General features: G+C 52.8%; 18 protein-coding genes and 2 pseudogenes. 9 read left to right on the top strand and 11 right to left on the bottom strand.

The annotated features are described in order from the left end of the window. Positions 1–52 precede the first annotated feature (52 nt). Complete coding sequence (locus tag NNL35_RS03205) at positions 53–1,087, top strand: ABC transporter substrate-binding protein (protein WP_006677222.1); 1,035 nt, start codon at positions 53–55, stop codon at positions 1,085–1,087. A gap of 154 nt (positions 1,088–1,241) precedes the next feature. Here the strand turns inward: NNL35_RS03205 and NNL35_RS03200 are convergent, their stop codons facing one another. Next, positions 1,242–1,898, bottom strand: coding sequence for a DUF2306 domain-containing protein (locus tag NNL35_RS03200; protein WP_006677223.1), 657 nt, complete (start codon positions 1,896–1,898; stop codon positions 1,242–1,244). Positions 1,899–2,063: 165 nt separating this feature from the next. Here NNL35_RS03200 and NNL35_RS03195 point away from each other — a divergent pair, with 165 nt between their 5' ends. From NNL35_RS03195 to NNL35_RS03180, 4 genes are all read left to right on the top strand, one after another. Further along, positions 2,064–2,657, top strand: coding sequence for a TetR/AcrR family transcriptional regulator (locus NNL35_RS03195; RefSeq protein WP_006677224.1), 594 nt, complete (start codon positions 2,064–2,066; stop codon positions 2,655–2,657). Positions 2,658–2,966: 309 nt separating this feature from the next. Continuing rightward, the gene (locus NNL35_RS03190; RefSeq protein WP_006677225.1) at positions 2,967–3,836 is read left to right on the top strand and encodes an AraC family transcriptional regulator; all 870 of its coding nucleotides are present in this window, start codon (positions 2,967–2,969) and stop codon (positions 3,834–3,836) included. A 65-nt stretch (positions 3,837–3,901) separates the two neighbouring features. Beyond that, entirely contained in the window at positions 3,902–5,284 is a 1,383-nt protein-coding gene (locus tag NNL35_RS03185) for an ADP-ribosylglycohydrolase family protein (RefSeq protein WP_006677226.1), read from the top strand. 136 nt (positions 5,285–5,420) lie between these two features. Next, positions 5,421–6,236 (top strand): DUF1266 domain-containing protein, encoded by an 816-nt coding sequence (locus NNL35_RS03180; protein WP_083835557.1) that lies wholly within the window; start codon positions 5,421–5,423, stop codon positions 6,234–6,236. 130 nt (positions 6,237–6,366) lie between these two features. On the opposite strand, the pseudogene NNL35_RS03175 reads toward NNL35_RS03180, so the two are convergent. Next, positions 6,367–7,420: pseudogene (locus NNL35_RS03175) on the bottom strand (alpha/beta fold hydrolase). A gap of 279 nt (positions 7,421–7,699) precedes the next feature. Between NNL35_RS03175 and NNL35_RS30600 the strand changes: the two are divergent. After that, positions 7,700–7,817 (top strand): annotated as a pseudogene (locus NNL35_RS30600) (MerR family transcriptional regulator); the annotation flags it as partial. Positions 7,818–7,869: 52 nt separating this feature from the next. On the opposite strand, the gene NNL35_RS03170 reads toward NNL35_RS30600, so the two are convergent. The 3 genes from NNL35_RS03170 to NNL35_RS03160 form a co-directional block, all read right to left on the bottom strand. After that, the gene (locus tag NNL35_RS03170; protein WP_006677230.1) at positions 7,870–8,109 is read right to left on the bottom strand and encodes a hypothetical protein; all 240 of its coding nucleotides are present in this window, start codon (positions 8,107–8,109) and stop codon (positions 7,870–7,872) included. Between the two features lie 339 nt (positions 8,110–8,448). Beyond that, positions 8,449–9,984 carry an RNA-directed DNA polymerase gene (locus NNL35_RS03165; protein ID WP_006677231.1) on the bottom strand — a complete coding sequence of 512 codons (1,536 nt, stop codon included), beginning with the start codon at positions 9,982–9,984 and terminating at the stop codon, positions 8,449–8,451. Between the two features lie 366 nt (positions 9,985–10,350). Then, positions 10,351–11,205 (bottom strand): sulfurtransferase, encoded by an 855-nt coding sequence (locus tag NNL35_RS03160; RefSeq protein ID WP_006677232.1) that lies wholly within the window; start codon positions 11,203–11,205, stop codon positions 10,351–10,353. 317 nt (positions 11,206–11,522) lie between these two features. Between NNL35_RS03160 and NNL35_RS03155 the strand changes: the two genes are divergently transcribed. Beyond that, entirely contained in the window at positions 11,523–11,972 is a 450-nt protein-coding gene (locus tag NNL35_RS03155; RefSeq protein WP_050979419.1) for a GNAT family N-acetyltransferase, read from the top strand. A 33-nt stretch (positions 11,973–12,005) separates the two neighbouring features. Here NNL35_RS03155 and NNL35_RS03150 read toward each other — a convergent pair whose 3' ends face one another. The 5 genes from NNL35_RS03150 to NNL35_RS03130 form a co-directional block, all read right to left on the bottom strand. Then, on the bottom strand, positions 12,006–12,305 hold the full coding sequence (locus NNL35_RS03150) for a hypothetical protein (RefSeq protein WP_006677234.1): 300 nt from the start codon (positions 12,303–12,305) through the stop codon (positions 12,006–12,008). Positions 12,306–12,458: 153 nt separating this feature from the next. After that, positions 12,459–13,256 (bottom strand): energy-coupling factor ABC transporter ATP-binding protein, encoded by a 798-nt coding sequence (locus NNL35_RS03145; protein WP_040731503.1) that lies wholly within the window; start codon positions 13,254–13,256, stop codon positions 12,459–12,461. A gap of 1 nt (position 13,257) precedes the next feature. Continuing rightward, the gene (locus NNL35_RS03140; RefSeq protein WP_006677236.1) at positions 13,258–14,157 is read right to left on the bottom strand and encodes an energy-coupling factor ABC transporter ATP-binding protein; all 900 of its coding nucleotides are present in this window, start codon (positions 14,155–14,157) and stop codon (positions 13,258–13,260) included. Then, complete coding sequence (locus NNL35_RS03135) at positions 14,154–14,921, bottom strand: energy-coupling factor transporter transmembrane component T family protein (RefSeq protein ID WP_006677237.1); 768 nt, start codon at positions 14,919–14,921, stop codon at positions 14,154–14,156. The genes NNL35_RS03140 and NNL35_RS03135 overlap by 4 nt, the downstream gene beginning before the upstream one ends. 35 nt (positions 14,922–14,956) lie before the next feature. After that, positions 14,957–15,553: an ECF transporter S component gene (locus NNL35_RS03130; protein WP_006677238.1), complete on the bottom strand. Its 597-nt coding sequence runs from the start codon at positions 15,551–15,553 to the stop codon at positions 14,957–14,959. A gap of 601 nt (positions 15,554–16,154) precedes the next feature. Between NNL35_RS03130 and motA the strand changes: the two genes are divergently transcribed. Both motA and NNL35_RS03120 read left to right on the top strand, forming a co-directional pair. Continuing rightward, a complete protein-coding gene (gene motA / locus NNL35_RS03125) occupies positions 16,155–16,943 on the top strand; it encodes a flagellar motor stator protein MotA (protein WP_006677239.1) in 789 nt (262 codons plus the stop codon). Beyond that, positions 16,940–17,773 (top strand): flagellar motor protein MotB, encoded by an 834-nt coding sequence (locus NNL35_RS03120; RefSeq protein ID WP_006677240.1) that lies wholly within the window; start codon positions 16,940–16,942, stop codon positions 17,771–17,773. Before motA ends, NNL35_RS03120 begins: the two co-directional genes overlap by 4 nt. 82 nt (positions 17,774–17,855) lie before the next feature. On the opposite strand, the gene NNL35_RS03115 is transcribed toward NNL35_RS03120, so the two are convergent. After that, positions 17,856–20,210 carry a sensor histidine kinase gene (locus NNL35_RS03115; RefSeq protein WP_006677241.1) on the bottom strand — a complete coding sequence of 785 codons (2,355 nt, stop codon included), beginning with the start codon at positions 20,208–20,210 and terminating at the stop codon, positions 17,856–17,858. Positions 20,211–20,440 lie beyond the last annotated feature (230 nt).

The raw sequence follows: 20,440 nt of genomic DNA, 5'->3' as shown, positions 1-20,440 counted from the left end.
TTGTTGACACTATTGATAATGATTATCGTTGTCACATAAGGGGGATATAACTTTGTGTTCTCATCACCAATCCAATAAGCGTCCACTCACTTGCTTCTTCGCGCTTCTGCTTCTGATGGCTGCCGTTCTCTCTGCCTGCGGAGGCGCAGAGTCAGCCAACTTCGGCGCCGCTTCGAGCGGCGGTGAAGCAGCACAGACTGCTGCTGGAAGTTCCGGCGCCCCAGCGGCCGGCGATGGCGAGGCTTCGCCGGAAGCGGAAGCAAGGAAGACCATTTCAACCGTCAATGGGGAGATTGATATTCCGGTTCACCCGAAGCGTATCGTAGCCGAGGAATATTTGGGCAGCCTGATTGCTCTCGATATCATCCCTGTGGGAGCGCCCGGCTTGACGCTACAGAATTATTATTTCAAGGAAGCGCTGACCGGAGTCGCCGATACCGGGGTATACGGGAAGCCGTCCGCCGAGCATATCCTCGCTCTCCAGCCGGATCTCATCATTAGCGGCAACGGCGAGAACTACGAGCTGCTCAGCAAGATTGCGCCGACGGTGGTCATTCCCTACGGTGAATTGAAAAATGCACATGAGGAGCTGTCCTATTTCGGTAAGCTGTTCGGGAAGGAAGCCGAGGCCAAAGCCTGGCTCGACGCATATGACCGGCGCATAGCCGCAGCGAAAGCGGCCGTTGATGCCGCCATTCCGCCAGATGCCACCTTTTCCATCATGGAGTATGCGGACAAGACGACCTGGGTATACGGGGATAACTTCGGGCGCGGCGGCCAGCCGGTGTACCAGGCATTGGGACGCAAGCCTCCAGCCGGCATCGCGGAGGAACTTATGGACAAGCAGTGGGCCGAAATATCGGACGAAGTGCTGGAGCAGTATGCGGGCGATTATATCATTATGACCTCCAACGTGCGGACGGTGTATGATTTCCGTGCCGATCCGATATGGGGCAATCTTCCGGCGGTGAAGAAGAACCAACTCTACATATGGCCCGAAGAGCGCTCCTGGTACTACGATCCGCTCGCCGTGCTGGCCCAGACCGAAGAACTGGCCGGCTGGCTGGCCAATCAAGCTGCTCATTAGTGCAGGCGGGCATCGAACCGCATCTCGGTAAATACCGCAGCCCGGGGTCCCCCGGGCTGTTCGGCTTGCTATTCAGGTGAATTCGTTCGCTTGATCTTCCTGTCGTGGCCAATGCCGTGCTAAGGACGAACTTCCAGGCCCCGCCCCTGCTCGCTTATGCCGCTTCAGAGCGATTGAAGTCAATAGGAGATCGGCCAATCCGGCGTATCACGATCTCCGCCAACCCGAAGAGCAGCAGGATCGCAGCATAGACGGCAGCCGTGTAGCTGGCCGGATACGGCAAGCCCAATCCGTCATGGAGCGCAAAGGCGAGGAGATGAATGGTTAGGTTCGTGAAGCAAAAGACGTAGCTGCGAATCATCCATGCCCGGTGCCGGATCAGCTGCTTCTTTTTTATTTTCACGATTGCCATCACCGTGATGAACATCCAGATCATGTTCAACAGATTGAATGCAATGCTCGCTGGCTTCCCTCCCGTTGCATACGGAGCCATATAGCCTGAAGTCAGCACCACGGCGAAAACGGAGATCACATACAGATAGCCGTTGATTCGATGGAAGAGGCGGTATTTTCTCAGCAGCGTATGTAAAAAGTTAACCGCTCCCGACAGGATCGCCAGGCAGGCGAATGCCACATGTATCTGCATTACCGGCAGCCACACCTGGGCGTTAATGGGACGGGCGGCATTGGATTTACGGCCCAAAAATGCAGCGGCCTGCGGATCGTGAAGGTAATTGATATACAGGACGTATATGATGTAACCGGCAATGACAGCAAGCAGAGACCAAGTGGATAGTTTTCGTTTGGACATAGGTTGATACCTCGCTCGGATCAAAATAGGACGGCAATAGCGGGGTGCTGACAGGATCGTTCCATCTTGTCCACCTTACCATTTGCCAGAGAAGTTATGCTATGATTGGTATACGAATGACAGCCATTGAACGGTAATGAACGGATTCCCGAAAGGACCAGGATCATGCGCAAAGGAGAAAAAACAAAGCTTCATATCATCATGAAATCGGCGGAGCTCTTCAATCAGAAGGGATACGCCGCCACGACGATGCAAGAGATTATGGACGCCACCGGCTTGACCAAAGGCGGGCTGTACCGGAGCTTCCCGAGCAAGGACGATATTGCGATCGAAGCGTTCAAATATGCTGGCGAAGTGCTCTGGAGCCATTTTTCCGCCGCGCTGGAGAATTGCCGGACGGCAACGGACAAGATCCGGGCCATGTGCGAAGTATATAGTGATGCCGCGCACAATCCTCCGATGAAAGGGGGATGCCCGTTCCTGAATACCGCCATCGAAAGCGATCATTCCTTCCCTATCCTTCGAGATCAGGCACTGGAAGCTTACGGCCAGATGCTGTCCTTCATTCAGGGCATCCTCCAGCAGGGAATAGCCGACGGGGAATTCCAGCCGGACATGGATACCGAAGCGGCCGCCTCCTTTATTTTCTCATCGATTGAAGGGGGGATTATGGCAAGCCGCCTAACCCGGGACAATCGGCATGTTCATCATGCCTCGGCACAGATCGAGAGATGGCTGGCGACATTTAAGCCTGCGTAGGCGCCGATTCCTCTGGAAGCAAGCCCAGCGCAGACACCTCGAATGGTTGGGAATAATCCCCAGCTGTGCTCGGCCATTCCGGGATCTGCCAGAACCTTTTCCCTCCTCTCATGCCTGCCCTTTTGAGACCGGACGGTTCGGTCTCTTTTTTTATACTACTCTACTCCCTTCGGTTATGCAAACGCCAACTGCGATCGTGCGAGCCCTTATGCCCATCGTTCCATTCCAGACATTTATGATAAACTGAAAGCGCAATCAACATAAGCAACCGTTATTTTCTTATCTGGGACATGAAAGGAAGCGACGGCGTTGAAGGATCGGTCTGTCTATATTTTCGAATGGTCGCCGAGAACGCATATCGACCCGTTCCATACGCATGATCATCTGGAAATCGGGTACTGCTTGTCGGGAACAGGCACGTTTTATTTTGGAGAAAAGAGGTATACGGCTCAGCCGGGGGACGTGTTTGTCGTCAACAATACGGAGCGGCATGCCGCGTCCTCGGATCCGTGCAACCCAAGCAATTACTTTTTTATCTATTTCGACGCCATGATTATCGAGCAGGCGGATCCGGAGCTTCTGCTTCCGTTCGTCTATTATCCGCAGCAGTTCCACAACCGCATTGCCGGACAGTTGCCTGTCGCCGCCAGTATCGGCGCGTTGTTCCGGCAAATATGGGAGGAGGATCGGCAGAAGCAAAGCGGCTATAAAGGGATGATGCGAAGCAAAATTATCGAGATATGCGCCTTGCTGCTGCGCCACTATGGGGAGTTCACGCCGCTTGAGGACCGGAGCCGGGCGATTGCATCGTATTACCGCATCAAGCCGGCTTTGGATTATATGAAGGAGCGTTTCCGGGAACCGCTGACCCTATCCGACGCGGCCCGCGTACTGTCGTTGAGCCCGTCCCGCACCCGCCACCTGTTCACAGAAAAGCTCGGTCAGGGGTTCAAGGAGTATTTGCTTCAACTGCGCGTCAATGAAGCGAAGCGGCTGCTTGTGGCCACCGACTTGCCGATCGCCGACATCATCCATGCCAGCGGGTTCCAGAGCCAGGCCCCGTTCTATCGGACGTTCAAGCAGTTGGTTGGGGCGACGCCGTACGACTACCGGGCGAATGCAGCAAAGTTAGCCCTTTTTGATAATAATCCAGCTGTTCTTGGGAGGACGATCGAATAGAGCCCGGCTTACAATGATACTGCAACGGTTAAAGCATAATAAGATGCGAAACGGAGAGTGGAACGATGGCGTCTGTGGATGTGTTATACGGATGGGTACGGGAGGAAATCAAGCAGCGCGAGGAGGAGGGCTGCCCTGTCGAAGGCTTTCATGCCAAGCTGGAGGCGGCTGCCGGGGATGAAGGGAAGCTGATGGCCGTATATGCAGAGCTCTCGGCGCTGGAACCGGCTGCCGATTTCCCTTATACGGAGCCGAACGGCTTGGCCGAGATCCGTGCCGAGCGGCCGGAGGGCCCGCGCAAGCTGCAGGCCAATTGGACCGAGGCCGAATGGCAGGACAAATTCCACGGGGCGTGGCTTGGCCGATGTGCCGGCTGCGCGCTCGGCAAGCCGTTGGAGATCGGGCCTTACATGTACGGCACCGACGACAAGCCCGGTTGGGCCAACATCCGGCTCTGGTTCGAAGGTGCGGATGCTTGGCCCATCCGTGACTACACGCCAGCCCATTCCCGGGCGGAGAAGGAACACGGCCTGGGGCTCGCTCCGTATGGCAGCAAGAGCGTGCGGGATACGATCGGCTTCATGGAAACGGACGACGATATCCGCTATACGGTCATTGGCCTGCTTATGCTGGAGGAGAAAGGGATCGATTGGGACTCGTGGGATATGGGCAAGCTGTGGCATGCACGGTTGACGTACGGACAAGTGTGCACAGCCGAGACGCAGGCTTATCTCAATTTTGCGCATGTGACCGAATACGATAAGCCGGATGATTGGAAGGAAAAAATCGAGTGGGTGCGAATGCATTTGAATCCGTTCCGCGAATGGATCGGGGCCCAGATCCGCGCCGACGGCCTTGCCTACGGTGCGGCAGCCCACCCGGAGCTGGCCGCAGAGTTCGCCTGGCGTGATGCTTCGTTCTCCCATGTGAAGAACGGCATCTACGGCGAGATGTTCGTAGCGGCGATGATTGCGGCCGCGTTTGCGGAGACGGATGCGGAGCGGATCGTCGAGATCGGGCTAAGCGAAATTCCGGCCAATTGCCGGCTGGCGCATGATGTCCGCAAGGCCGTTGCCATTGCCCGGATGGCCGCCGATCAGGTGGAGCTGGCGGAACAAATCTGGGAAGCTTTCAAGCATTACCATCCCGTCCACACGATCAACAATGCCGCCCTGTGCGCGGCGGCACTCGTCTTCGCCCGCGGCGACTATGAGCTGGCGATTACGACGGCGGTGCTGGGCGGCTGGGACACCGATTGCAACGGCGCGACGGTCGGCTCGATTATGGGGGCAATGCTCGGTGCGAAGCGGCTGCCGGAACAGTGGACGGCGAAGCTGAACGATACGCTGTATGCGGAAGTGAGCGGCTTCCATCCGATCGCGATCTCGGAATGCGCCCGGCGCAGCTACGAGGTGTTCCGGAAGATTAGCGGGCAAGTGCTGAGTTGAACGCGACGGAAAGTTAACTCCCTGTCCAATTAAAACCAAGCCGCCTGGCTGTCAGGCGGCTTGGCCGTTTTGCATATTGTGGAATATTTCATACAGAAACTGACACAAAAGTGTGATAAGATAGGTGATTCATTCCATGTCAAGCAAGGATAGGAAGAGAACAGGAGGAGACATCATCTTGAGAAAAACACGCATTTTTTTCATCGCGTTATGCATCAGCGTTATTAGTTTGTCAGGCTGCTCCCCATCGCCGACGAAGGAGGAGGCCAAGCCTAACGGTACGATTACGTTCATCAATGCTACGTATGCTTTAATTACGGTAGATAACGGAGTCGATCCGAAGCTATTCGGCGGAGTGGAGCCCTCCTCGGCGAATGCAGAGATGATGAAGGAGGTTCTCCAAGATTCATGGAGCATCACCGATGCCGCGAGTGCGGAGTCGACAATTCAATGGCTGCTTACGGAAGGGCATAATGCCGAATTTATGGCGTATATGGATGAGTATCTTGCACGCAAGGATGAATTTAATGACATAATCGCTGAAATGAAAACATCCTCGAATCCAACGCCCGAAGAAATCAAATTTACGGAAGGCGTCGAATTATTCGCAAAGGTACATACTACATCCCCGGAATACGGCATCGCTGCTTGGGATTTATGCCGGGCGACTCAAATCGCAAGCTGGTCCTACATTGCTGGGTATATCCCGTATGAACATGCTGTAGAGTTAAGCATAGAGGCGGCGGAGAAAATGCGTGAACGATTCGGTTCATGGGAAGACCTGATAGGCAATTATCTCCTTGGCTATCAATACTGGTCCGAGGACAGTCCAAACGACCCGAACTCCAATCTTGTGAGAAGACAGAAAATTTATGCGGATCTGTTGAAAAGCCCCGACAACCCTTACAGTATACATTGGAACACGCCGCTGAGCATGCCAGCTAATAAATAGGCCGCACCATACCATTCAGCACGAATGCGCAGCCAGTAATAGGAAAAGCAATAGAGTTCCTGCCGGCGCCAGGCAGAGCTTTATCGCTTTTGGAGTAAGTGCCAATATGTTAATTCGCATTAATGATTATTCAGATGGTTGTTGGCTGAGGCTGTTTCCATGTTGTATTGAGCCAGGTTGAAAATAGGTCTTTCTCCTCGAACTGCGGATAGTGGGCAGATTGTTGGAACAGCACAAAATCCTTTACCGGAGCTTCCAAGGCATCGAAGTATTCTTTGGCTGCTCTCGCCGATGTCATATAATCATATTTCCCCATAACAAAATAAACAGGAATCTCAAGCTTTTGTACGATTTGAACAATATTCGTTCGTGCTTCCTCCGCCATTAAAATATCCTGTGTCGCGGAAACCCCTTGTAAAAACCGAATCACATCAAGCAAGTTATACTCGGGACGGAGGAGGAACCCAGTATAATAATCCATGTTATCATCAATTAATCTGGCTGCGCCGCCATATTTGCGGACCAAATTTCTTGGAGTGATGGCCTCTCCTTTTTCGATCAGCCCCCGCGCAAGTTCTAATTTTTCCGCATCTTTCGTATTTCCTGCCAGCCTCGCCTGTTCTATTGTATAGTCCAAGCTATCCAATTCACTTGCTACCGTATCGGCCACCTGACCGATTCCAATATAAGCATGAAACTTTTGCGGCGCTTTGGCTGCGGACTTCATTCCAATATATGTACCGAATGAATGGCCAATGAGAATTGCTTTTTCTTGTTCCAATGTCTCCAGAACATAATCTGTCAAAGCCAATAAATCATCGACTAATACATCGATTGATAGATGGGAATAGTCCTCAAAAAAAATGATAGGATTTCCCGCTGCTGCGTTGATCATAGTGTACGACCGTAAAATTGTCTTCGAGAGCTTCTTGATACTTGCCGACATAAGGAATTTCGGAACACCCTGGCCCCCCATGAACAAAAATGATAATCGGATTGCGCCGATCTGTCCCTCTAATCATGACTTCATGGCCGGCACCATTAATTTCAACCTGCTCTAATGTGGTTATGCTGTTTTCACTATCAATGCGAGGTGTCCACGTCGGAAAGATGAGACCTGCTATAATAAGCAGCGCCAACAACAAGCTAATAATCTTGCCTATTTTTATAATTTTTCTTTTCATCCCAACATTCCTTTTATCCAATTTGATATCAAGCGGAACGCTTTCCATAGAAATAAAGAAGATGACTCCCGATGAATTCAGAAGCCAGCTTTTGTAAGCTTAGCAATATAAGTATTTTTCGTCCACTGCTTATGTCTAAAGGAAGAGTATGTAGGAGACGTTGTACGATCTATGAACATCTTGAATCTCCCGTTACAGGAGGGCCGGAGGTGTATCGATTTGCATGTTTCTGATTCTATAACTTAAAAGGGAACCTATTCGATCGGGGAAGTGTCCAAAATGATTGGATCCACAATCAAAACCGTCCGTTACTACGATGAAATCGGATTAGTAAAGCCTACTAGCTATACAGAGGGGGCATCGATTATATACGACGGAAGATTTATGGCGATTAGAACTGGTGACAACCTTGCGCTACCTGGATTTTGGAATTGATGAAATCAGCCAGATCATCTCCGGAGGAATACCGGTTGAAAAAGCACTTGGAGAAGTGCTTGATAGCCCAGATCACGAGCGGGATGAACGTCATCACGTAAGACAGAATCATTTGCCATCCCGTGCAGCAGCACGAATATGGCGTAAATGACGAAACCAATAAGCAGCCCGTGCTGCGGCTTGTTCTTGAAAAGTAGCAACCATACGACCAATAGAATGTTAAAGACGACCGATAACATTTCAAAAGATCTCATAAGAATGGAACCTCCTCATGTACAGCTTGCTGTGGGCTGATTCCAACGATAGAACCTACTGTATGGGGACATTCAAGCCTTACTTTTCATTCCATCCGAGTGTCAGACCGTATCCGAGCAGATTGGCGGGAAACACAAAAAAGCAGACTCCTCGTATTATACACGCGCCTGTAACGCGCTTTACGACACTTGAAGCCTGCCATTTCTTTTTTATACCGACAGAACCGCTATTCGGTTATTCTCCCGTTGAATGTGGTCTCGCTCGCTCCCGCTATCGAACTACCAGAAGTTCACAAGTGTTCTGAATTTGTGACAAGGATAATATTTATATACACTGATTTATATATTTTTAGCCCACTTTATAAGTACACTATCAAAAGGCCTTTGATGAGTTAAACTATTCAAAAAGAACCTTTTTTCATCTTTAGGAAGTCCAGAAACTCCATATATAAACGCCATCTTTTGCCAGGGATCCATGCTTTGATAATTTTCTTTTTGCTCACGCAACCAATCATAAGCAGAGTTTTGATGTGCCGCAAGTAATATTTCTCTTCTAGCAAAAGGCTCACTTACAGGGAATTTATTAACTAGATACGAAAAATGATTAATGTATTCATTCTTCGTAAACAAACTTAATATAGATAACCGGAAAAATTCATTATGCACTACTTCCTGAGAATCAAGAAGTTTCAATAGTTGTTCTCCAATATAAACCCATTGTTCTGCACTGATGGATTGAACGGAAGCAAGATATGCACATATATTTGCAAAACATGGACTCAGTTGCGATATATTACTAAGTGAAATTTCAATTGCACCTGGATGACCAATTTGAGCCAACCTTCTATAAAACCACCTAAGTCGTATGTAATCTACTTCTTTTTGATCGATGTATTCCTGAATAATCTTACTAATTATTTGTTCAGTAAGCGATTCCCAGTCTTCTTTTGAGATCTCGCTATATGTAATAGTTCTATAAGGATCGCCATTAGAGTATTTTCTTATTAATTTGAGAATTTTATCTTCATCTTTATTGATCGGTCGATCCTCAATCATTTCATTACATAAATCTCTAAAATGATTAGAACTATATACTTTGGTCTTGTGTCGTTGCAACATCAATCGTTGCTGTTTGTCCAAAATGGATGCTATTTTAGCAAGAGCAATTTTTGCGGATTGTGATGAGTCACAGAACACTAAAATATCATCAGCATACCTGAGAAAATCTATTCCTTGCGTATGTAGGCTATTGTCTATTGGTATCATTGCCGCTTCAGCTAAAAGATGAACAGCATGAGGGCCAATTGGAATACCTCTGGATACATTCGCTGTAGTAGAGTTAAGCAACTTAATAATCCACTTTGTCTCCTGATTTGGAAATCCGGATTCACGTAACTGATTTTCAACAATATGATGGTATATTTGATTATAATAGTCTGCAATGTCGCAGTATAATACAAATTCATATGTGCGGCTCTTTTCATATGCAGTTTTCCAAAAATCATTCCATGCCGTTTTTGATGAGTATAGACCATGGTTTATATCTGGTGAAAATCTATAGCTATATACAATATTATTATGTAATCTCCTAGCTTCGATCCCAGCTCCAAATTGATGAATTATCGAGGTAAGTAGAATGCTATCTTGTGGATCTAATTGTGTGGCTTGTCGGTAAGAAATCTCGTCTTTGGGAACAATAAATCTTCTACAGGCTCCGGGAGTAAACTGTGTTAAGTCTTTGCCTTCGATCAGCGCTACAAAATCATCAATATAGCTGGATATTGCGTTAATCTCTAGAATTGCAGGAAACAAGTCTCCATCTGAGTGATTTTGAATAAAGTTTATTGCCCAACTTATAGAGTCTTTAGTCAACATTATACCAATTATCCCCTCCAAAATTTTACTTCAACAATCACAGATAGCATTAAAAACTTAAATCCACTATATCATTCCAATAAACCCATTGTATAGAGAGCGAATTGTTGACTGCCCATTTTACTTGTTGACTTTACCCATCTCGTCATGCCCCTACCTAAAAAGGATACTTTTAAAACTTTAAAAATTCAGCAGAGGCACGGTTCATAGTTACGATTCCTTCAGTGTCAGTCGCATAATACTTTAGCTCTTTCCCCCATATTCGTTGACTCCCTGTTGATTTAGATCATAAAAAAATACACCGCCCAAGCTACCATAGCTTGAGGCGATGTACCTCATCCCTAATACTCTGTATGTCTTCCGTTCTTATTCTTCTCCAGTCGCAATCTCGTTTTCCGGATACGAGCTCCAGTCGCTCCAGCTCCCGGCATACAAGCGGACCTGCGGGTAGCCAAGCTCATGCAGCGCCAGCACATTCGGACAGGCGCTGACCCCGGAGCCGCAGTAGACGATGACCTCGCGCCCCGCTTCCAGCGCTTCCACAATAGAAGCGAGCTGCTCCCGGCGCTGTGCTTCCGGCTTCCAGGCGCCGCGCTCATCGACATTATCCTTCCAGAACTGATGGATCGCCCCTGGAATATGTCCCGCCTTCGCATCGATTGGCTCGGTCTCGCCCCGATAGCGCGCCGCGTCGCGCGAATCGACGAGCAGCACTTCCGGCCGGCCCAGCTTCTCCCGAACCTCCTCCATGCGCGCCAGCATCTCTGTGCGAACCTCCGGCACGAAGGCAGCCGGCACGACAACCTGCTGCGCGTCGGTAACCGGGTACCCAGCGTCCTTCCAGGCCGTGAAGCCCTCCTCCATCACATGGACGGCGTCATGGCCGAGCCAGCGCAGCATCCACCACAGCCGCGAGGCATACATCCCGCCCTGATCATCATAGGCGACGACCCGGCTGGCATTGCTGATGCCGGCACGGCCGAGCCGTTCCGCCAGTACGGCCGGATCAGGCAGCGGATGGCGGCCGCCATGGGATTCCACCGTCGCCGACAGGTCCGTATTCAGATCAAGATAGATGGCGCCCGGGATATGGGAGGAAATATAGTCTTCTCTCCCGGCCTCGGGCCGCCCAAGGTCGAAGCGGCAATCGACGATCACGATATCGGGCTCATACATGCGGGCTAACAGCCATTGCTTGGATACGAGAATTTGTCCACTCATATAGCGCCTCCTTAGTCGTGTACTACTTATGTGTATAGTGTATCACAGAGACCGGACCGCCGGTTATCTGTTTCCCGCCGTACCGTTGTACACATGGCCCGCCGGACCACTGACTGACCATTGCTCTGCATCCGTCATTGTCAAGCCGATGCAAACATGCGAAAATAGCAACTAAGAAAAATCAAGCGATAGAATGCACGATTCTGGAACCGACGCCGCATCGTTCGGTATCTCCTGTTGAGGAAGTGATTGCATTGCCGGCTTCTTACCGCCATTCTCCGTCCCGCTCGCCGAGGCTGCCCTTCCGGGTGCGCCCGATGACCGAAGAGGACGGCGCCCATATCTGCTCATGGACATATGAGCCGCCTTATCAACTGTATGGATTCCTCCCGTGGGAGCAAATGAAGGCCCTCGAAGTCGAGTTCGGCGATGCCCGCATCCGAAGCGAGCAGTATGTATCAGTTACGGATGCCGAGGGGGAGCTGTTCGGCTTCGCGCAGTTCTTCCCTCTGCTCGGCGTGACCCGTCTCGGCCTGGGGATGCGCCCCGATCGACTTGGGCAAGGATATGGCGTATCCTTCGTCCAGGCGATCGTCGAAGAAGCCCGGCAGCGCCATCCCGTCGATATGATCGATCTGGAAGTGCTGACTTGGAATGAACGAGCCATCCGCACGTACCGGCGCGCCGGATTCCGCATCACCGATACGTACACGCGGCAGACGCCGACCGGGCCGGGCGAATTCCACTGCATGGTCTATCACCCGTGACCGCGGCCTGCGCTCATTCGAGTGCGGGCCGAATCAGGTCAACGCGATGTTGGCCACCGTCGCACTGTCGACGACGACCTCGATCAGATGGAATTCGGGGTCATACTGCACGCTTCCGCTGCCGATGAACAGCAGCCGCTCCTGGCCGAGTCCGTAAAACACATCATCCGCAAGCGCCTCCAGCACTTCGTGCCGCTCCTGCTCCCCTAATGCTTCCCATTCCTCCTGCCCCATGTCGAAGAAATGATAACCGTCCGGGATTAACGCAACCGCCGCAACGAGATCCTCCAAAATATCTTTATACGGTCTTCCGTAAGCAACGCCCATATTCATGCTGCCCCTTTCTGCCCACGCTTGTCTGTTTACCTCGTATTGTAGCACAGGTGAACCGGCTTTCTCGAACCCGGCTGCAGCCAAAAGGCCTGTGCAACCATCCGGGCGTGCACAGGCCTCTTCACTTCAAATGCATCCAGGCCGACATCGAAATCAACGCTTAGCGGTCATGGCTGCGATAAGTTCCTCTGCCGTCAAGACCGTACCGGGAAGCCCCCACCGCTTCCCGAGCTGCGCCGCATATGGCGTGTCGAGACCGGCTTCGCGAAGAATCTCCTGCCGGGAGAACACGTGACGCGTCTCGCCGTCCATCAGCACCCGCCCCCGGTTCATGACAACGGCCCGTTCGAAATGGGCCGCGGCGAAGTCCATATCATGCAAGATCGCCAGCACGAGCTTGCCCTGCCGCTTTAACTGCTCGATAATGCCGCCAATCCGGCGCTTGCCCGCATCGTCCTGCGCGATGGTCGGCTCGTCCAGAATAAGAATATCCGTATCCATGGCGACAATCGAGGCGATGCTCACCAGCTTCTTCTCGGACAAGCCGAGATCGTGGGGATTCAGCTCCCCGCGCCCGGTCAGACCAACCATGTCCAGCGCCGCCATGGCCCGCTCCTTCGCCTCGGCCGGGCTTCGCTTCAGGTTAAGCGGCCCGAACATGATCTCATCCAGGACGGTGCGCTTGCAAATCTGATCGTTCGGATTCTGGAAGACAAGCCCGATTCGGCCGGCCAATCCGGCGACCGTCGCTTCCTTCGTCCGTATCCCGCACACCGTTATTTCGCCGGCCGTCGGCTTGAGCAGCCCTTTGAGCAGCTTGACCAGCGTCGTCTTGCCAGCGCCGTTCTGCCCGATGATCGCCGTCGCCCGCGTAGCGAAGTCCAGCGTGACATCATGCAGCACCGGCTGTCCCGGAGCATATTCGAATTGCACATTCCGGATGCGAATCATCTCACTCATCCCGCTCCCCCTCTTCCGCGCCTGCCGCTCGGCCATTGCCGCTCTTCCCGCCGTACGCCGCCGCATAAGCCTCGGCCGCCTCTTCCAGGGTCACCGGATACGTATCTTTGCCCGGGGAGCGCAGCCCGATCTCGCGGCATACCTGCGTATAGACAGGCGGCTTTACCCCGTATTCTGTCAGATCGGCTCGGGAGAACAGGCGGGACGGCGTATCGATGCCGATTAGGCTCCCTTCGTGCAGAAGAGCGATCCGGTCCGCGTACGCGGCGAGCTTCTCCATCTTATGCTCCGCCAGAATGACCGTCATTCCCTCCCGGCTCAGGCTCTGGATGGCCCGGAACACTTCCTCCGAGCCCTGCGGATCGAGTTGCGAGGTCGGCTCATCCAGCACGATGACCTGCGGCCGCATCGCTATGACGCAGGCGATGGCCATCCGCTGCATCTGGCCTCCGGACAGGTCGAAAGGCTGCCGATCCTTGTACTCGTACATATCAAGCAGATGAAGCGCATGATCGATGCGCTCGATCATCTCGCCCCGCTCCACGCCCAGCTGCTCCAAGCCGAAGGCGACCTCCTCGTACACGGTCAGCTTCGCTCCCGTCACCTGCGTGAACGGATTCTGGAACACGATGCCGACATGGCGTATCATCTCATCGACGCCGCTCTCCGCGACATCGGCGCCTGCGATGGTTACGCTGCCTCCGTATGCGCCCTTATAGAAATGCGGAACCAGGCCGGTGAGCGCTTGGCAGAAGGTCGTCTTGCCCGCTCCATTGGCCCCGATAATCCCGATGAACTCCCCGGCCTCCACCGTCAGCGAGATATCATTCAGCGCCAGCTTCTCCGTGGACGGATAACGGTACTTGAGATGCTCCACTTCAATCAGCTTCATGCGAAGATCCTCCATAGAAGAGCGGCTGCGACGATGACGAGCATTGCCAGCCGCAGAATGCCGGCATGCCGATACCGCTTCTCTTTGTTCAGAAATGTTTTGCGCCCGGGCACATTGAAGCCCCTCGCCTGCAGTGCCAGCGTGCGCTCCCTCGTATCGAGCAGCGAGCTGAGCACAACCGGGCCAAGAAGCGGAAGGAACGCCTTGATGCGCGTCATCAAGCTTCCTTCCGTCTCCACGCCCCGCGAACACTGCGCGTCGGTGATCGTGCCGACGGTCGCCATCATCTGCGGAATGATCTGGAACACGGAGTTCAGCACGTAACCAATGCGGGGCGACAAGCCTCTGCGGACGAGGGCTTCCACCAGATCGGCCGGCTTCGTCGTCAGGACGAGGATGAGGAAGGCCCCGACAATGTTCAAGGCGCGGAAGCTGATGCCGAGGGCGAACAGCAAGCCTTCCTTATAGAACGGCCATGTCCCGACCGTGAACAGCACCGTCTCATTGCCGACATGGAAAAACCCCTGGATAATGACCACCGTCACCAGCACGAAGCCGACGAAGCCAATCACCGCCAGCCCCCGCCGGAACACCCTCCCTGCGGCAAGAAGCCCGAAGCTGATCAGCATGCAGACCCAGGCGGCATGGAGGGAGGGGACTATGATGGGAATCGCGATGGCCGTCGCGATATAGGCCAGCTTCGTTATCGGATCGACGCGATGGATGGCCGAGTCTTTTTCCACGTACAAGCTCATAGATTTCATGCATATCCCACCTTTGTCAACCGCTTGCGGACGGTTTACAGCTTCTCGATATCTCCGCTATTCTTGTACATATTCATTAGACTGTTCGGCATCACGCGGTATATCCCGTAAGCGACAAGAACGGTAATGAGCTTATCCGGCAGATCGACGACCAGCTCATCCAGGAAGGAAGCGAGCCAGACCGATTGGGTGCCTTGCAGCACATAACCGAATACGATATCGCCCCAGACATTGCCCGTCTGGCCGCCCCAGAACGCCACATTGAGCGGGGTGGAGATGACGACCGCCGTTAACCCTACGGCCAGACCGATGACGGCCGCCTTGCCCCAGCTCGAGATCCAGCCCTTGTATGCCATAATCCCGGCTACCAGGCCGATAAAGACGCTTGTCAGAGCGTAGACGAACGAGATCGGATCCATCGTGAGGCCGTAAATGATATTGTTGATGAGTCCGGACAGCCCGCCGATTACCGGACCCGCCAGCATACTGGCGAGGACGGTCCCGATCGCATCAAGCCACAGCGGCAGCTTGAGCACGCCGGCGAACAATTTGCCGATGTAGTTAATGCCGACCGCGACCGGGATCAGCACAAGCGCCGCGGTTGAGAACGACCATATGCTTCTTTTGGACATCGTAATCCCTCCTGAAAAAATTCATCCTTCTGTTCCTCTAGATCCTCGGCTCCGCTACAACATATCCACCCCTGAACTCCTCCTTCCTTATGCGCCGTTCCGCCAATCGTGCGGCCGTTCGGGGACGCTGCCGGACTCGGCAGCAACGGCGCGCCGTCATCATAATCATGAAGTGTTCCCTCTGAATGCCGAATCATGCGATGACATGCAATCGCTTTCATATTCAAGACAGGCCATGTCTCTCCATACGGCCGGCATACTGCTGCAGAACTGGTTCCGGCGCTTGCACTCCCGTCTCTTTCTTCTCAACTATATCTTGTTCCCGGGCAAAAGAACAGGTCTTTTGCCGGCTCGTTCCGGAAGGAATTTGTAAGGGCTTCATCCCTGGCCGCGACGGGCTTGAACGCCTCCGGAAAGGCGGTATGGATGCCCCATTTGCCCGGCCTCCCGCCTACCCTGTCTTGTCGCTGCCATTAAAAAAAGGTCCGGTTCTGCCGATAAAAAAGGTAACGTATCAAAACTTTCACGCATTCCGTTGAACGCTGTCGAATGCGGGACGCAGGAAGCACCATTAACTCATGGATGAGGTGTGTATGGAATCATGGAAAAATCAACATTGATCGGTCTTATCCTCGGCGTCGTTGCGATTACGCTAGGGATGTACTTTAAAGGCGCGCCGCTTTCGAATTTGGCCAACCCTGCTGCCATCATGATCATTTTTGTCGGTACGGCAGCCTCGCTGTTTATCGCCTTCCCGATGAAGGAATTGAAGAAATTCCCCAAACTGTTGGGTATGATATTCAAGCCTCAGCAGCTGGTTGACCGGGTGCAGTTGATCCAGCTGTTCATGGAATGGGCCAGCATTACCCGCCGCGAAGGCTTGCTGGCGCTCGAATCGAAGATTGACGACATTCAGGATGACTTCCTTCGCAACGGAATGCGAATGATCATCGACGGGAATGATCAAGACTTCGTGCGCGATGTGCTAATGGAAGATATTCATTCGACCGAGGAGCGCCACCGTGCAGGCGCGCTTATCTTTTCCCAGGCAGGAACCTACGCGCCGACGCTCGGGGTATTGGGGGCCGTTATCGGCTTGATCGCCGCTCTGGGGCAGATGGCTGATATGGAGCAGCTGGCCCACGCGATCGCGGCGGCCTTCGTCGCGACGCTGATGGGGATTTTCTCCGGTTATGTGCTCTGGCACCCGATTGCCAATAAATTAAAACGGCTGTCGTACAGTGAAATTCAGATTCGGTTGATGATGGTGGAAGGCTTGCTGTCCATTCAATCCGGCGTATCGACGATTGCCATCAACCAGAAGCTGTCCGTCTTCCTGACGCCAAGCGAGCGCGCACAGCTGAATGCGAAGGGAGAGGCTGGAGAATGAGCAACAAGCGCCGCCAGTCTCACGATGAACATGTCGATGAATCTTGGCTGATCCCGTATGCCGATATTTTGACGCTGCTGCTGGCCCTGTTCATTGTCTTGTATGGGATGAGCACGGTGGATGCGAAGAAGTTCCAAGAGATGAGCCAAGCCTTCAACATCGCCTTCGATAGCGGAGGCGGCGCGGGGATTCTGGATCAGCAAGCTATCATTCCGCCGAACAATGCCAAGAATGGCATGAAGGATACGGACCCGAGCGCGGCCTCCCGCAACCGGGAACGCTATGAATATATGGTGAAGGCCAAGCAAGAGCAGGCAGAGCTGGAGACGCTGCGGGACAAGATGAACGAATATATTGCCAATGGCGGCTTATCCAACCAGCTGAACACCGAGCTCAATCATTCGGAGCTGAAAATAACGATTAAAGACAGCGCGCTGTTCGACTCCGGGAAAGCAAGCCTCAAGTCCGACGCCAAGCAGTTGGCCGTCACGATCGGAGATATGCTGAAGCAGTACAAGGACTATGATATTGTCATCAGCGGGCATACCGACAACCGCCCGATTCGCAACAGCAACTTCGAATCGAACTGGGATCTGAGCTCGGCCCGGGCACTCAGCTTCATGAAGGTCGTGCTTGAGCGTTCCGGTATCGATCCGAAGCACTTCAAGGCCGTCGGCATGGGGGAATATCACCCGGTAGCCGATAATGGCACGGTCGAAGGGCAGGCCCAGAATCGCCGGGTCGAAGTCTCGATCCTCCGCAGATTCGTAGACAAGGACACGCCATCGGATCCGGCGTCCGAGCTGGATGCCAAGACAGACGCCCCATAAGCAGATCACGCCAGAACGAGAACAGAAGAGGGTCTGCAGCCGGAAGCTTCATGCTTCCTGCCGCAGCACCCTCTTCGTGTCTCTAGGTCGGCCTATTCTCCCCGGCCGGGACAGGCAGCCTGTCAGACGCCGTTCCTGCCGGCGCAGACGGGTCCACAGCCGGCAGCGTCACCATAACCTGCGTTCCCCGGTTCAATTCGCTCGTAATATCGATACAGCCCCGATGGCTGTGAATAATCCGTTGGCTCACCATCAGCCCCAACCCGGTTCCCTTCTCCTTGTTGGTGAAGAACGGATCCCCTAAGCGGGACAAATCTTCCGCCGGGATGCCAATCCCATAATCCTTGATGATGACGATGACGCTGGCAGCCCCGCGCGCCTCCACGATCAATTCGATCTCGCCGCCGCCGGGCATCGCTTCCATCGCATTTTTCATAATATTGATAAAGACTTGCTTCAGCTGATTCTCCTCACAGTCCACCAGTGGCACATCCTCATCGAATCGCTTGACGAATTCAATGTTGTGCAGATTGGCCTGACTGTCCAATAAGGAGAGCACGCTGTTCATAATGAGGCGCACATCCTTCGGCTGGAACCGCACCGCCTGCGGCTTCGCCAGAATGAGAAATTCGCTGACAATCAGGTTAATCCGCTCCAGCTCGGACAGCATCAGCTCGACATGGCTCGTATTGACACGCTTGGTCTGCTGCTGCAATTGCAGGAAGCCGCGGAGCGTCGTCAGGGGATTGCGGATTTCATGGGCGACGCCGGCAGCCAGTTGGCCAACGGTCGTCAGCTTCTCCGATCTCCGGAGCAGCTCCTCCATCCGCTTGCGGCTCGTCATATCCCGGGTAATGCTCGCCCAGGCGATACGCTGCCCGTTCTCGTCATAGATCGGCGAGGTGCTCACGCTGACGTCGAGCAGCCGTCCATCCTTCGTCAGCCGCGTCGTCTCCCGGTTGCTGACGGATTGGCCGTCGACAAGCGCCGCTTCCGACCTTCGCTCCTCCTCCATGGCCGATTCAGGCAATGTGGGCAGCGGGCGGCCTACCACTTCCTCCTCCGTCCATCCGAACATATCGACGAAGGCCTGATTCACCCGCTTCACCTGGCCTTGCAGATCGGTTACATGAATGGCATCATTCGACTGGTTGATGAACGATTCCAGATGCTCCTTCATCTCCCGGTTCTCTTCATAGAGCGCGGTTAACCGTCCGGTAGAGAGCTGAAGATTGCGGGCCATCGTATTAATGCGATGGGCCAGCAGCCCAAGCTCATCCTTGCGCTCGATGTTCAACTGGGTGTCGAACTGGCCGGCGGATATCATATTGACCTTGTTCAATATCGACTTGATCGGCTTGATAATCATGCCTGCGAACAGATAGCTGCATATAAGCACCGCTTCCAGCAGCAGGACTCCGATTGCGATATTCCGCATCAATTGATCGTGCAGCGCCGCATTCAGCGATTCAAAATCCATGACCACGCTCAATACGTAAGGCTCCTGGCTCTGCGTTCCCTGAATCGGAATAAAGCCCTTAATGATAGGGCGCTGTTGATAGTTGCTCTCATAGAATAGCGGCTTGTTCTCGGCCAGCGCTTCCCGGACATAGCCGATGTCACGGTTGTCGCGGATATTATAAATCCCGTACAGCACCCGGCTGTCCTCCTGCCGAATATATTGGACGCCGTCGCTGCGCAGCGTAATCTTCGGAATCTGCTCCATCGCCCGCGGATTCAACGCGCTAATCTCTACCACATTCGCTTGGGTGCGAATCGTCTGACGGATGAGCAGATCCGGCTTATTCAGCTCGGAATACACATCCACATTCCCATCGCGAATATACGGATTAATAATATAATTCCGCTTCCCGTCGTAGTAATACCCCCACTTGTCCATGAATTCCGGGCTGGACGTCGAGACATCGAACGGGCCGGACCAGAAATGGTTCATGGTCTGTCCTTCCTGCACCGTTACCGGCTCCCCGTTCAGCATCTGTTCAAAGGCTTTGTACCAGTAGCCCCAAGTGCGGGTGGACAGGCCGATTTCCTTGAGGTCGGATGACTTCTCGACAATAATATCCTCCCCGTCAGGGGAACGATGAAGCAAGGAAATATGGGCGATTCCCAATTCCTTGCACAGCTTCTCGAGCTGTTCATTCGTCACCTCTTCCACCTTGGCAGGAAGCTTGTCCGCCGCATAAATGGAGGCAATATATAATTTCTCAGCCAATTGGATCTCAAATGCTTGGGAGGTCTGCAGAGATTGCTTGTAGGAGATATTAATCTGCTGCGCAATCACATTCATGCGCTGCTGCATTTCCTCGATGAGTTTATCCTTGGTGATATTATAGGTGAGGGTCATATGAAGTAAGAGCACGACGAGCACAATGCAAGATATCGAGATGGATAACTTGGCTTTAATCGAAAGTTTCATGCTTCACCTCTATCAGGCGTCTCCCAAGCTGTGGATAACTGGGGCGACTTTTCCTGACAAATGTAGTATTCCACTGGATCTTTACATTCGAATCATATCTTACTATATAGCATTTTGTCCATGTTTTTTGGAGATAACGAAGAATAAAGAGTATAATTGAAAGCGTCGGTTGACGGGTACAAAATCAATGCAAGCATAGTTATACACAAAATGTGAACATCTATGGATAA

The sequence above is a fragment of the Paenibacillus dendritiformis genome (assembly GCF_945605565.1).
Classification (GTDB): Bacteria; Bacillota; Bacilli; order Paenibacillales; family Paenibacillaceae; genus Paenibacillus_B; species Paenibacillus_B dendritiformis_A.
The sequence above is the reverse complement of the archived record's forward strand: the minus strand, read 5'-3'. Positions and strand labels throughout refer to the sequence as shown.

Coding starts and splice junctions, on each gene's coding strand:
- NNL35_RS03115 (WP_006677241.1), bottom strand. CDS start 20,210: ATGAAACTTTCGATTAAAGCCAAGTTATCCATCTCGATATCTTGCATT.
- motA (WP_006677239.1), top strand. CDS start 16,155: ATGGAAAAATCAACATTGATCGGTCTTATCCTCGGCGTCGTTGCGATT.
- NNL35_RS03130 (WP_006677238.1), bottom strand. CDS start 15,553: ATGTCCAAAAGAAGCATATGGTCGTTCTCAACCGCGGCGCTTGTGCTG.
- NNL35_RS03200 (WP_006677223.1), bottom strand. CDS start 1,898: ATGTCCAAACGAAAACTATCCACTTGGTCTCTGCTTGCTGTCATTGCC.
- NNL35_RS03185 (WP_006677226.1), top strand. CDS start 3,902: ATGGCGTCTGTGGATGTGTTATACGGATGGGTACGGGAGGAAATCAAG.
- NNL35_RS03120 (WP_006677240.1), top strand. CDS start 16,940: ATGAGCAACAAGCGCCGCCAGTCTCACGATGAACATGTCGATGAATCT.
- NNL35_RS03140 (WP_006677236.1), bottom strand. CDS start 14,157: ATGAAGCTGATTGAAGTGGAGCATCTCAAGTACCGTTATCCGTCCACG.
- NNL35_RS03170 (WP_006677230.1), bottom strand. CDS start 8,109: ATGAGATCTTTTGAAATGTTATCGGTCGTCTTTAACATTCTATTGGTC.
- NNL35_RS03155 (WP_050979419.1), top strand. CDS start 11,523: ATGACCGAAGAGGACGGCGCCCATATCTGCTCATGGACATATGAGCCG.
- NNL35_RS03195 (WP_006677224.1), top strand. CDS start 2,064: ATGCGCAAAGGAGAAAAAACAAAGCTTCATATCATCATGAAATCGGCG.
- NNL35_RS03180 (WP_083835557.1), top strand. CDS start 5,421: ATGTCAAGCAAGGATAGGAAGAGAACAGGAGGAGACATCATCTTGAGA.
- NNL35_RS03145 (WP_040731503.1), bottom strand. CDS start 13,256: ATGATTCGCATCCGGAATGTGCAATTCGAATATGCTCCGGGACAGCCG.
- NNL35_RS03160 (WP_006677232.1), bottom strand. CDS start 11,205: ATGAGTGGACAAATTCTCGTATCCAAGCAATGGCTGTTAGCCCGCATG.
- NNL35_RS03165 (WP_006677231.1), bottom strand. CDS start 9,984: ATGTTGACTAAAGACTCTATAAGTTGGGCAATAAACTTTATTCAAAAT.
- NNL35_RS03150 (WP_006677234.1), bottom strand. CDS start 12,305: ATGAATATGGGCGTTGCTTACGGAAGACCGTATAAAGATATTTTGGAG.
- NNL35_RS03135 (WP_006677237.1), bottom strand. CDS start 14,921: ATGAAATCTATGAGCTTGTACGTGGAAAAAGACTCGGCCATCCATCGC.